Annotated in this window: 12 protein-coding genes and 4 pseudogenes; 5 read left to right on the top strand and 11 right to left on the bottom strand. The window is 68.9% G+C overall.

Translation table 11 applies throughout. The features are described 5' to 3' along the window. Together ACFXA3_RS21150 and ACFXA3_RS21155 are read left to right on the top strand one after the other, a co-directional pair. Window positions 1-627: amidohydrolase family protein (locus tag ACFXA3_RS21150; RefSeq protein WP_385188838.1), on the top strand; the 627-nt coding region annotated here is incomplete at its 5' end. Window positions 628-835: 208 nt separating this feature from the next. Then, window positions 836-1219 carry a hypothetical protein gene (locus ACFXA3_RS21155; RefSeq protein WP_385188840.1) on the top strand — a complete coding sequence of 128 codons (384 nt, stop codon included), beginning with the start codon at window positions 836-838 and terminating at the stop codon, window positions 1217-1219. A gap of 232 nt (window positions 1220-1451) precedes the next feature. Here the strand turns inward: ACFXA3_RS21155 and ACFXA3_RS21160 are convergent. The 4 genes from ACFXA3_RS21160 to ACFXA3_RS21175 all read right to left on the bottom strand — a co-directional run bounded on the left by ACFXA3_RS21160 (window position 1452) and on the right by ACFXA3_RS21175 (window position 4317). Continuing rightward, window positions 1452-2383 (bottom strand): IS5 family transposase gene (locus ACFXA3_RS21160; RefSeq protein ID WP_385188842.1). Its coding sequence is split into 2 segments (ribosomal slippage): window positions 1452-1958 and window positions 1961-2383, totalling 930 coding nucleotides; the frame shifts between segments, so codons are not numbered across the junction. 55 nt (window positions 2384-2438) lie between these two features. Then, window positions 2439-2657 (bottom strand): hypothetical protein, encoded by a 219-nt coding sequence (locus ACFXA3_RS21165; RefSeq protein ID WP_285544044.1) that lies wholly within the window; start codon window positions 2655-2657, stop codon window positions 2439-2441. 454 nt (window positions 2658-3111) lie between these two features. Further along, window positions 3112-3324, bottom strand: a complete 213-nt coding sequence (locus ACFXA3_RS21170) for a hypothetical protein (protein WP_385188844.1) — start codon at window positions 3322-3324, stop codon at window positions 3112-3114. A gap of 669 nt (window positions 3325-3993) precedes the next feature. Next, window positions 3994-4317 (bottom strand): hypothetical protein, encoded by a 324-nt coding sequence (locus ACFXA3_RS21175; protein WP_385188846.1) that lies wholly within the window; start codon window positions 4315-4317, stop codon window positions 3994-3996. A 40-nt stretch (window positions 4318-4357) separates the two neighbouring features. Between ACFXA3_RS21175 and ACFXA3_RS21180 the strand changes: the two are divergent. Continuing rightward, window positions 4358-5156: pseudogene (locus tag ACFXA3_RS21180) on the top strand (IS5 family transposase). A 35-nt stretch (window positions 5157-5191) separates the two neighbouring features. Here the strand turns inward: ACFXA3_RS21180 and ACFXA3_RS21185 are convergent. From ACFXA3_RS21185 to ACFXA3_RS21195, 3 genes are all read right to left on the bottom strand, one after another. Further along, window positions 5192-5644: a transposase family protein gene (locus ACFXA3_RS21185; RefSeq protein WP_385188848.1), complete on the bottom strand. Its 453-nt coding sequence runs from the start codon at window positions 5642-5644 to the stop codon at window positions 5192-5194. Beyond that, a complete protein-coding gene (locus ACFXA3_RS21190) occupies window positions 5529-5984 on the bottom strand; it encodes a hypothetical protein (RefSeq protein WP_385188857.1) in 456 nt (151 codons plus the stop codon). Before ACFXA3_RS21190 ends, ACFXA3_RS21185 begins: the two co-directional genes overlap by 116 nt. A 450-nt stretch (window positions 5985-6434) precedes the next feature. After that, complete coding sequence (locus ACFXA3_RS21195; RefSeq protein WP_385188856.1) at window positions 6435-6986, bottom strand: hypothetical protein; 552 nt, start codon at window positions 6984-6986, stop codon at window positions 6435-6437. Window positions 6987-7105: 119 nt separating this feature from the next. On the opposite strand from ACFXA3_RS21195, the pseudogene ACFXA3_RS21200 reads away from it, so the two are divergent. Then, window positions 7106-7682, top strand: a pseudogene (locus tag ACFXA3_RS21200) (transposase). Between the two features lie 106 nt (window positions 7683-7788). On the opposite strand, the pseudogene ACFXA3_RS21205 reads toward ACFXA3_RS21200, so the two are convergent. Together ACFXA3_RS21205 and ACFXA3_RS21210 are read right to left on the bottom strand one after the other, a co-directional pair. Then, window positions 7789-8040 (bottom strand): annotated as a pseudogene (locus ACFXA3_RS21205) (response regulator transcription factor); the annotation flags it as partial. Window positions 8041-8128: 88 nt separating this feature from the next. Beyond that, window positions 8129-8755, bottom strand: a complete 627-nt coding sequence (locus tag ACFXA3_RS21210; protein ID WP_385188850.1) for a sensor histidine kinase — start codon at window positions 8753-8755, stop codon at window positions 8129-8131. Window positions 8756-9191: 436 nt separating this feature from the next. On the opposite strand from ACFXA3_RS21210, the gene ACFXA3_RS21215 reads away from it, so the two are divergent. Next, the gene (locus ACFXA3_RS21215; RefSeq protein WP_385188852.1) at window positions 9192-9782 is read left to right on the top strand and encodes a GNAT family N-acetyltransferase; all 591 of its coding nucleotides are present in this window, start codon (window positions 9192-9194) and stop codon (window positions 9780-9782) included. A gap of 435 nt (window positions 9783-10217) precedes the next feature. Here ACFXA3_RS21215 and ACFXA3_RS21220 read toward each other — a convergent pair. After that, window positions 10218-10511, bottom strand: a pseudogene (locus ACFXA3_RS21220) (alpha/beta hydrolase); the annotation flags it as partial. A 179-nt stretch (window positions 10512-10690) separates the two neighbouring features. After that, window positions 10691-11185: YqjF family protein (locus tag ACFXA3_RS21225; protein ID WP_385188854.1), on the bottom strand; the 495-nt coding region annotated here is incomplete at its 5' end.

Raw genomic sequence — 11185 nt, forward strand, 5'->3', positions numbered from 1 at the left:
CGCCCCCCGTCCCTCAGGGCGGGGGCGGCCGCCGGGCCGGGCCGGCGGCCGACCGTGGCGATCCACGCGCAGACTGCCCGCGAGGAACAGGTCGAGGGGTTCGCCCGGCTGGGAATCCTGCCGTCCTTCTTCTCGATGCACACCTACTACTGGGGCGACTGGTACCGCGAGACCGTCCTCGGCGAGCAGCGGGCGCAGAGCATCTCCCCCGCCCGCTGGGCAATCGACAAGGGCCTGCGCTACACCTCGCACCACGATGCCCCGGTGGCGCTGCCGAACTCGATCGCCGTGCTGTCCAGCCAGGTGACCCGCCGCACCCGCAGCGGCCACCTCCTCGGCCCCGGCCAGCGAGTCTCCGCCCTGGACGCGGTGCGCGCGATCACCATCAACGCCGCCCACCAGTACGGCGAGCAGGACCGCAAGGGCAGTATCGAGGCCGGCAAGCTCGCGGACCTGGTCATCCTCAGCGCGAACCCGCTGACAGTCGACCCGGAGGAGATCCGCGACATCAAGGTGATCGAGACCATCAAGGCCGGCACCACCGTCCACCCGCCCGCCGCACCCACCGGCCGGGCCTCCCGAACCCCCTCGACCGCACCCACCCCGCAGTGGGGCTGCTCCTGCTGAACGGCGAGCTATGCGAGTTGGTCGGGTCGTTTCCGGACGTGAAGGATGCGCGCCCTCGGCGGACTTCCCGAAGGGGACCACCTGCTCCGGACGGATCGGCAAAGCTGGAGACGACTGGGGAACGTGGCCGTCCGGCGAGAATGCGGCTGCACGTCAGCTCCGAGATGACGGGAGGCTGCCTATGCCCGCCCTCGTGCCATAAAGCAGGATGAGCAACATGGCCGCGAACGGAAGCCGGTCCTTTGAAGACCTCGTGCACTGGGACGGTGAGTTCTCCGGACTCATCAGAGACGCCCGGCACGGCGAACCAACATCAACTGTCACCTTTCGCATTGGCCATGCCGTATCTGCAGTTGAGCGGGTCACCGCAGGACTCGCGAGCCCAGGCCAGCTTGTCGACGACTGGGCACAGGCCCTGCACTTCGAGGAACGGGTGAACGTCGAGGAAGCACACCAAGACCTGCTGACCCAGTTCATCGTCGAAATCTCGACTCCCGAGCTGTTCGAACTGGTCACCCGCTCAGTCATCCAACGACGGCTACGGGTCCTGCAGACATCGATGGCCTCCGATACCGAGTCGGCCGGACGTTAAACGTCAAGCTCATGCCCCCTGCGACAGTACGACGACGCCGGACGGTTCGCCGGCGGCGACGGCGCCACCCGTACGAGGGATGAGACCGCGGCTCACGCCCGGCCCGTCCAGCGGACCTGGGCAAGCCTCCCCGGCCGGGGAGGCCGGCGCCGGACCCTGCCCCGCAGGAGGGTTGCACCGGGACGGGGCTGGAGGGTTGTCGGCAGGGGTGCACTAGGCGCTGTTTCGTGGATCATGCGCGGAGCCAGATGATGAGGGCTGCGAGGGTGACGGTGCCGAGGTAGATGTAGGCGCGTTTCTCGTAGCGGGTGGCGACGGCCCGGAAGCCCTTCAGCCGGTTGATGGCGCGTTCAACGGTGTTGCGTTTCTTGTAGCGCTCGCTGTCGAAGCCGGTGGGCCGGCCGCCGCGTGAACCGCGGTTCTTGCGGTGTCTTTGCTGGTCGAGGCGTTCGGGGATGGTGTGGCGGATTCCGCGTCGTCGCAGGTAGCGGCGGTTCTTCCGGGAGGTGTAGGCCTTGTCGGCCAGGACATGATCGGGCCGCGTGCGAGGTCGGCCGACGCTGGTACGGGGCACGGATACCCGCTCCAGCACGCGCTCGAGCTGGGGGCCGTCGCCGTAGTGTCCGGGTGTCAGGACGAGGGCGAGGGGCCGGCACCGTCCGTCGGCGGCGAGGTGGATTTTGGTGGTGAAACCGCCGCGGGAGCGTCCCAGGCTTTCGCTGATCGCACCACCCCCTCCAATCGGACGACCAGTTTCCGAAGCACCGGATCGACCCGATTCGTCCCCTGGACGTTCCCCCTTTGAGAGACCGCGCCGGGCGGAGCGACCCTCGCGCCGGCGGCGTGCTGGCGGGCCCTCACTGCTGTCGAGTCCACCGAGACGTCCCAGTCGATCCGGCCCGCGGCGTCCTCGGCGGCCTGGATCCGGGACAGCAGCATTGTCCAGGTTCCATCCGCTGACCAGCGGCGATGCCGCTTATAGACGGTCTCCCACGGACCGAACCGCTCGGGCAGATCACGCCACTGGACACCGGTCCGCACCCGGTAGAGCACCCCGTTGATCACCCTGCGGTGATCACTCCACCGGCCCCCACGAGCACCACCGCGAGGCAGGAACGACTCCAGCCGTTCCCACTCCGCATTCGTCAGATCCCCACGACCCATACGACGAGCCTGCCCTCAACACCCCACCCCTGTCCGGAGATCCGAGAAACAGTGCCTAGTACTGCCGGGCCGGGCAGGTGGTATCGCCCCACGCGGTGGTCACGATGCAGTCCTTGCCGGGGTCGAGCCCGGGGATCTCCACGCCGGCGCCGACCCGGTGCCCGGTGCCGGGCAGCTCCGAAGCGGCGGCGACGGCGGAGGCGGCGAGGCCGCCCGTCGTGATGCCCGCGGCCAGTACGAAGGCCACCATGGCCCGGCGTGTGTTTCCCCGCATGTGCGTCAACTCCTGCTGTCACCCGGCGGCGGTCACTCCGCCGGTGTGTGGTCCTGTGTGCACCGCCGCCCGTCCCGGCCGGCTGTGATCACCACTGTGCCAACCCGCCACCGGGCGCGGCAGTCCTGCGGGGGATCATCTGTGTGCCATGCACTTTTAGGAGGGGTTCCGTGGGCAGGTGACAGCGGGTCGGCGGGCATACCGGGCCTCGACGGCGCCGCGGTGCTGCTCTACCGCTGGACCGTCGTCCACGCCCACCTCACCCGGGACACGGTGGCCCGGGCCGCGGCGGAGACCGGCATCGACGACCACGAGGCGGCCCGGGCCCTGAACTCCCTCCTCGCCGCCTGCCTCCTCCAGGAGCTCCCCGCCGCCGGGACCCAGGGCGTGCGCTGGCAGGCGGTCAGCCCGCAGGCCGCCGCGAGCCGGCTGCTTCTCCGACCGGGACGCCGCGCTACGCGCCCAGGAAGAGACCCTGCGCACCCAGCGCCGCCGGATCCAGGCGGAGCAGGACAGCCTCGCCGCCCTCACGCCCGTCTACCTCCAAGCCCGCCAGCACGCCTTCCCCCAGGGCACCATCGACCACCTGCCCGACAAGTTCGCGGTCCGCACCCTGCTCACCGACGTCATCGACTTCTGCCACAGCGAGGTCCTGGTCTCCAAGCACAGCGGCTCCTTCCCCGTCGCCGCCCTGCCCCGGAGACGGAGAGACCGCGGAGGCCGCCTTCGCCTGTCCCGTCTGTCCCGCCTGTCCCGCCTGTCCCGCCTGTGGCGACCCCCTGCCGCCCCGACCCGCGGGTCCGGTCAACGGGCATCCGGCCCGGTACTGCTCGCCCACCTGCCGCTCCCGCGCCTACCGCGAGCGCAGCGCCTGGCCGCCGCGCAGCAGTTGCGGCCGCGGCCGGCGACCGTAACGAAACCCCGTGACGGCGTGACGAAACCCCGGTGCGGGACGCCGGCCCGGCAGCGGACCGGCGTCCGGGGCGACGAATCCGGTCCGGGTCGCTACGTAACCTCCGCGCCGGGGTCTTGCCGTCCTGGGCCTGCTGGGCCCAGGTGGCGGCCATCCTGGCCAGGGACTCGAGGACGGCAGGCTTGTAGTCGTCGTGGCTGCCCTGCTCCGAGACGTAGACCACGACCGTGCCGACCCGGACGTAGGCGTGGGCCTCGCCGTTCGAGAGCTCGAAGGCCATGGACTGCCGGCCCAGGTCAGGCAGCGAACGCGGCTTCCCGGTCTTCTCGTGCGCGGTCATCTCGGTGTGGACCCGCAGGGTGTCGGCAACCGAGGCGGGTGGTCTGTTCCACGGCCATGTCACCCTCGACATGCCGGGAAAGGTCACCGACTTCCTCCGCACCGCCCGAGTTGGAGCCCGCCGAGCGGGCCGTGCTCGACCAGGGTGTGGCCGTGCGGCGAGGCCAGGGCTACACCCTGCACGTCACCGCCGCCACAGCGGCGCACCGTCAGCTCCTCGCCCAGTGCCAGCCGCTCGACGGCCCGGGCCTCGCGGCAGTCCCGGCCCAGCGCAAAGCCCGCTGGGAGTACGAGAGCCGGGCCGGCGGTGAAGGCGATGGTCTCCGGGCTGCTGCTGTCCGTCCGTACCACCACGACAAGCAGGTCCCAGCGGTGCCGGGCGCCGCCCCCGGCAGCTAAAGACGTCATCTTATTTGGGCGCTTGGGTAGCCTGTCCGTCGTGGTGGGGATTGTTGAGCGGCTGGTGCCAGATGAGTTGTGGGTGCTGTTCCAGCGGGTGGTGCCGGAGACGTCGTCGCGGCCGCAGGGCGGCGGTCGGCGGCGGCACGGTGACCGGGAAGTGCTGGTCGCGATCGTGTTCGTGGCCACCTCGGGCTGCACATGGCAGCAGCTGCCCAAGGCGTCCTTCGGGCCGTCGGGGGCCACAGCTCACCGGCGGTTCACCGAGTGGACGAAGGCAAGGGTGTGGGCCAAGCTGCACCGCCTGGTGCTCGATGAGCTTGGCGCCCGCGGCGAGCTGGACTGGTCCCGCTGCGCGATCGACTCGGTGAACATGCGGGCCTTGAAAGGGGGGACCTGACAGGTCCGAATCCTGTCGACCGGGGCAAGTGCGGCCCGAAGATCCACTTGATCACCGAACGGACCGGTCTGCCCCTGTCCGTTGGAATCTCAGGGGCGAACCTGCACGACAGCCAGGCCCTCGAACCCCTCGTCCGCGGCATACCGCCCATCCGCTCACGCCGCGGGCGCCGACGACGCAAGCCAGCGAAACTCCACGCAGACAAAGGCTACGCCTACATCCACCTGCGCAAATGGTTACGCGAGCGCGGCATCACACACCGCATCGCCCGCAGAGGAATCGAGCCCTCGCAGCGGCTCGGCCACCACCGCTGGACCATCGAACGCACCATGGCCTGGCTCGCCGGCTGCCGCCGCCTCCACCGCCGCTACGAACGCAAGGCCGTACACTTCCTCGCCTTCACCAGCACGCCTGCACCCTCATCTGCTACCGCAGACTCGCCAAATGAGATGACGTCTCAAGGACGGAGCCTCCTGGGAGAAATCAGGTGATGACGGTCAAGCGGTTGGGACTGATGCGGGATCTTCGGAAGATCTGCCAGGACTTCAGCCGTGCCATGCCGCGTTCGACCGGTGTCCGGGCTGCGGCCAGGGCTCGGTTGACGGTGCGCTGGGTGAGGGTGAGCTCGCCGCCCGGTGGCCGTTTGAGTCCGGTGGTGACCCAGGAGCCGGTACCCGTGTAGGCACGGTCGGCGAACAGGGGCCCGCCCCGGCGCGTTCGCATCGGTCGGGGGCGGGGGACGAGCGGCGAGGCCCCCACCTGTCTTGGTAGGGGGTTTCGTCCAGTAGCGGCGCGGGTGGAGTTGCTGCCCTTCGCGGGCTCAACTGCTCTTGTACATCGCAACCGTGAAGCTGACGTTCTTACCGCTGTGGTAGTCGGTGCTGTCCCACACCGAGATGTGAGACCTGTCCTGCATCCGCAGCTGCAGTACCTCATCGGCGTTGCTCCAGTTGTATCCGACGAACTGGAAGTTCGGCTCGGGACTGTCTCCCATTCTCCTGTTTCCCCAGCTGCAGATATGCGTCGAATCGTTCTCGCAGACGTCCCAGGCCCTGGCGTACAGGTGGCAGTCCTCTCCCTGCCACACGTCGATACGCTTCAGCCTCGCGTCGGACGAGCGCCACGTCCCGTTGAACCGGTTGGCGATGCACAAGGCGGCTGCTTCTTTCGTCGCGGTGACGGTGAGCACCACCGAGAGGGAGAGCGTCAGGGCGGCCGTCAAGAGCACGGCCATGATCTGGCGTAGTGGAATGCGGGCAGAAGAAACCTGTGTCATCGTGAACCTCCGATAGCGGGTCGAGGCACGGGGCATCCCGTCGTCACACGACGCGCCGTCCCCCTACTTCGACTGAACGCCACCCATTCAGGCTCGGATCACTTAGCCGTTTACCCCCTGCCTATCCCAGAGCAGCACTCCGCAAGCCTGACCGCAAGTCGGCAGGATTTTACATTTCGCGCACGATTCAATGATTGATTTCCGCTCTCTCACCCTCTCCTCCACCAGCCCCGTCTCCCCGCTCAAACTTTTCCCCGTTCCCTTCCCCGCCTCGCCTCCCAGCCCTCGCACTTCCTGCAACCCTCTTACTCTCACCCGCTCCCCGTTTCCTTCTCCCTCCTACCTACAAGTCCGGCTGGTCACCAGCGACGATTCTGGGTCTGACTAAGACTTGTACCGTAAACGATCACGGAGCGGGGCGTCGCAGCCGGTTGTCGATCGGCTGCAGAGTCAGTCAAGGCCGGTCGCCCATGCCGTCAGCGCGGCGAAGTCCTCGATGGCAAGGCCGCGACGTGGGTCGATCCGGTGCAGTAGGGCGGGACCGTCGTGGTATTCCTCCACCCAGGTACGATCCCCCTCTGTAATCTCGTCGTCGGCCCAGGCGAACGCACGGCCCTTCGCCCACGCGACGATCTCAGGCGTCTTCCAGAACACACCGTCTCCGGGCTCGGGCCGCGGCGAAGGCCAGGGAATGAAGGGCAGTTCGGGCAATCCCAATAGCGGCGCGACGAAGGTGTTGGCTTCTTCCTCCCACGTTGTCGCCCACACCAGGTCGAAGGGGAGCGCGTCCAGCGCCGGGCCGTGATCCGGGTTGAGCCACACCCGCAGCGGCTTCACGGGCTTGTTCGGCAGCCCCCACCCAGTCAGCCGGCGCCGCTTGGCGGCCCCCCACCGAGGGGTCAGCAGGCGGTGCGTCTGATAACCCTCGGGTCTACGGTACGGCTTCGCGGCATACGGGTTCAGCGGTCCGTCCACATCCACCAACAGCACTGGGCGCACCAGCTCATCCCCCTTGGTTCTGCGTGCGTGGCACCGTACCGGCCGGTGACGAGAGCGCCCAACAGAATTCTGGCAACTGATCTCTGTAACTCTGGGCTCTGGGGCAATGGGACGATCTTGACGTGGCTGGTGTGATCACGGCGTCGCAGCCGTCCTGGATAGGCCCGTTCACGGGGCTGAGCCCGCGCTGCTTCGGCAAGTTCGTGAACGCCCTGCGTCGCGAGGGAGCTGACGTAGTCCGTAGAGTGGCCGTGGAGCCTGCCGCTGGAGGACCGTGTCCTGCTGGTAGCGGCGTATTGGAGAACCAACTTGACGCTGTACCAGCTCGCGCCGTTGTCCGGAATCTCGAAGTCTGCTCGTCGCCGTGGGCCGGCCTCTACCCGGTAACCGCAACGACTGCAGGGCGTGGGAGTTGTCCGGAGCGCCGGCCGCCGTCGGCAATGCCACGGGGATCGCTGACGGCGGTTACCGTGGCACTGGCCTGGTAATCCCGCACCGTCGCGAGCCTGGCCAAGCCGGACTCCGGCCTGGAAAGAGGAGCACAACCGCTCACACCGCAAGGTCCGTGCTCGCGTCGAGCACGCCTTCGCCCGCATGAAGAGCTGGAAGATCCTCCGCGACTTCCGCTTGAAGGGAGACAGCGTTCATCACGCCATGCTTGGCATAGCCCACCTGCACAACCTCGCGCTCGCCAGATAGACCGGCCCGAGGCGGCCATGCCCGATGCTGAACGGATCGACTCAGTTGATCATTGCGGGACAGTCTTTAGCGCGAAATGAGGTGCGGCCTACGGCCGCGCGACCCTTGGCAGCTTGCTTCGCTCGCGCTGCAGCCGTAGAGCGCACTGAGCCGCCAGCGCCGCCTGCAGCCCCTCGTCGGTGAAGGTCGGCGGCAGCCGGACGTCGACCACCGCGAGGTCCGGCCGGTGATGTGTGAGTGCCCGTGACAGCTCCGGTCCGTTGTCGACGGCCGCGACGACCTCGAACTCGTACGACTCCAGGAGCCGCACCATTCCCTCCCTCAAGAGGAACTGGTCCTCGGCAAGGACAACGCGCACGGCAACTCCATGGTCACAAGGGTCGGGCCGCCCACCGGGCTGCTCACGAAAAGATCACCGTCGAATGTACCCAGCCGCCGGCGAACGCCTAAAGGCCCGTCCCCTTCGCCGGATCGGCCCCACCCCCGCCGTCGTCGCCCACCGTCATCCGCAGCACCCCGTCGAAGTACCGCAGGCCGATGTGCACCCGGGAAGCCCCCGAGTGCTTGGCCGCGTTCGCGAGGACCTCGCACACCGCGAAGTAAGCGCACGCTTCCACCGGCGCCTCGAGCCGCCCGGGGACGTCCACCGTCACCTCGACGTCCAGCGGGTAGTCCAGCTCCACCGCGCGCACCGCGTCGCCCACGCCGCGCTCCGCCAGGACCGGCGGATGAATGCCCCGGACCAGGTCACGCAGTTGGGCCAGGGCCGTCGCAGACTGCTTGCGCGCCTCGGCGACGAGGTCGCGCAGTTCCGGAGCCTCCTCCCCCAGCCGCCGCTCGACCACCCTCAGCGTCATCCCGATCGCCACCAGCGTCACCTGGGCCCCGTAGTGCAGATCCCGTTCGATGCGGCGCAGCTCGGCCGCTTGCACCCCGGTCGCGTCCGCGCGGGTCTGGGTCAGCCGTTCCACGCGCCGGGCCAGCTGCGCGTGCCGGGTCGGGCTCATCAGCAGCACCGCGAAGCGGGCGTGTGCCCGCAGCGCGTACGGCGCCACCCACGACACCCCTGCCACCAGCACCACCCCCAGCGCGACCGCCTCGGCGAGGAGAAGGCCGCGGAAGCGTTGGTCAGTCGCGCTCGTGCACGTGCGCAGGCCTGCCGCGGCCCCCGACCGGGAGCGTACCGTCAACCACGCTGCAGGCATTGGCGTGCGCGACGCCTACGACGACCTGATCAGCCCGTTCGTGCCTGTGCATGCTTTCGAACGCGTACCCCCGCTCCGGCCCTGCTCGTCAAGCCGTGCAGCACACAGGAGGGCACCGCAGCCGATCAGGCCCACACCCTGGCTGCCCTGCCCCACTGGCGGAGCACTCGGGGGCTGGCCGGCATCGGCGACGACCGACGCCGATTCATCAACCCCCAGGCCCTCAAGGCCCTCGCGGGACGCTCTCTCCGCCGGGCAGCAAAACGGTGGACAGCCCCCTGGCCGCTGAGCGAGCATGTCCACAATGAACAGCGCACCCCTCTCAACCCCCAAACGCGTCCGCTTCGTCGAGCTCAACGCGAAGGCGCTGCGGGCACTGGCCAACGGTGACCTTGCCAGCGGCAGCACCGAGTCCGGAGTCGCCCTTGACGAACACTTCGTCGGCGACCGAGCCCGCTGGATCTTCGGCTACCGCGCCGACCAGCTCGCCAAGGACCCCTCCGCCGCGCCCTGGATCACACGGGCCGCGGTGTCCGAACCTGACGAGGTCGTCGTCGGCGACGCCGGGTTCCACGGACCGCCGGACGAGACGGGCATGGTCGAGGTCGGGTTCACCGTCGTGCCCGGATACCGCCGCCAGGGCTACGCCCGCGCCATGCTGGCGGCGCTACTCGTCAGAGCCGCCGCCGAACCCGAAGTCAGGACCGTGCGAGCCAGGATCAGCCCTGACAACACCGCCTCCCTGGCCACCATCGCGGGCTTCGGTTTCACCCGCGTCGGCGAGCAGGGGAACGAACGAGACGGGCGCTTCGTCGTCTTCGAGGTCCCGGCGGACACGATCCGGGCCAAGCAGCTCACGGCCGGGCCCATACCGATGCCATCGCCGCGCGACTGACGCGCACTGTCAAACACCGCGTGGCCGACTCTGCGCAGCGGTATGCCCCGCGCATACAGCTGGGCCACAGGCACCAGAGGATGGGGGTCTTCGCGCTCGATGCCGCAGTACCGCCAGGGTTCCTGCGCTGGCCACAACAGGGGCCCGCCAATCGAGCTTTCGTGCACTGGGAGACGCGGGTGCAGCCGGACGGCCGGGCGGGCCGGCGGGGCCGGCGCGGGAAGGACTGCGGCGATGTCGACCGGGTCGACTACCGCCAGCGCCATGCGGTCAAGTGCGGGATCAACCAGCTCAAGAGACACGGTGCTGTCCCCGCGATACGACAAGCTAGCGGTCCGCTACGAGGCGACCGTCCTCATAGCGGCCATCAGCGAATGGCTGTGACCAGCACACATCTAGCGCGTCCAAAACCAGGCCGCAGGCATGAAGGTACTCTCACTCCACGGCATTGAGGAGAATCTGCGCCAGCTCGCGCGGCTGGGAGAACATCGGCCAATGGCCGGTGTCCATCTTGGCCAGCCGCCAGCGCTTGCTGGTCAGCAGCTCGGCCACAACTTCGTCGGGCTCGGCGCCGTCGGGCTCGGCCCCCGGCACCACGCACAGGATGTACGTCGCCGGAAGTTCACCGAGCGGCCCCGCCAGCACAGCGGGCTCGGTCAGCGTGGCACCTGGGTGAGGCGTCGAGCCACGCACACTCCATGACGCCTGCCGGTGACAGAGACTGTGGCCGAAGCTGCCCCGGCCTACTGTCCCGTCGCACGAGACCTTGTCTGTGTCTCACCTGATCTTGTTCGGCTCGCGTTCCAGAGACAACGTCGCGTGAGACGCAGGCCGACACGGCGCCCAGAGACGTCGAAGATCGGGGCTCCACGTTTCTGGCGAACCTCCGACCGCTGCCCTGAGCGGGCTCAGGAGGTGGGCAGGCCGCCCGGGCGGGCAGGGCGGCCGAAGCGAACCGGCACGCCCGGGGAGTACAACACGCTCACCGGCGGCCCGGTCGGCGACGGCAGCCCCGCCGCGGCCACCAACTCATCCTCACAATGCAGGAGTTCGGCCCGATGCAGCGGCCAGCGCGGGTGGGCATTGGGCAGATACACCGGTCGGCCGAAGAAGGCGTTGTGCATGCCCCAGCGGGCGGTCAGGAAGTGTTCGAGGGCAGTCGGCTCCTCGATCCGCTCGCCGACCCGCACCCCGATCCGGCAGCGCGCCCCGCGCGGCCCCGGCCAGCGCCGCCTGCTGGTGTAGCTGATGGTGTCCGCGTCACGGCGGATCGCCATCCGGGCCCACATGTAGGGCATCCGGAAAGCGCTGCGGGCGACGGCCACCGGCAGCAGCCGCGAGGCCTCCAGCGAGCGGAACACCACGCCACGTCGGCCGTGCCCGTCCACCGAGTAGAGCCGCAC

The sequence above is a fragment of the Streptomyces sp. NPDC059456 genome (assembly GCF_042750055.1).
Classification (GTDB): Bacteria; Actinomycetota; Actinomycetes; order Streptomycetales; family Streptomycetaceae; genus Streptomyces.

Coding starts and splice junctions, on each gene's coding strand:
- ACFXA3_RS21175 (WP_385188846.1), bottom strand. CDS start 4,317: ATGACGTCTTTAGCTGCCGGGGGCGGCGCCCGGCACCGCTGGGACCTG.
- ACFXA3_RS21155 (WP_385188840.1), top strand. CDS start 836: ATGAGCAACATGGCCGCGAACGGAAGCCGGTCCTTTGAAGACCTCGTG.
- ACFXA3_RS21185 (WP_385188848.1), bottom strand. CDS start 5,644: ATGAGGTACTGCAGCTGCGGATGCAGGACAGGTCTCACATCTCGGTGT.
- ACFXA3_RS21215 (WP_385188852.1), top strand. CDS start 9,192: ATGAACAGCGCACCCCTCTCAACCCCCAAACGCGTCCGCTTCGTCGAG.
- ACFXA3_RS21165 (WP_285544044.1), bottom strand. CDS start 2,657: ATGCGGGGAAACACACGCCGGGCCATGGTGGCCTTCGTACTGGCCGCG.
- ACFXA3_RS21190 (WP_385188857.1), bottom strand. CDS start 5,984: ATGACACAGGTTTCTTCTGCCCGCATTCCACTACGCCAGATCATGGCC.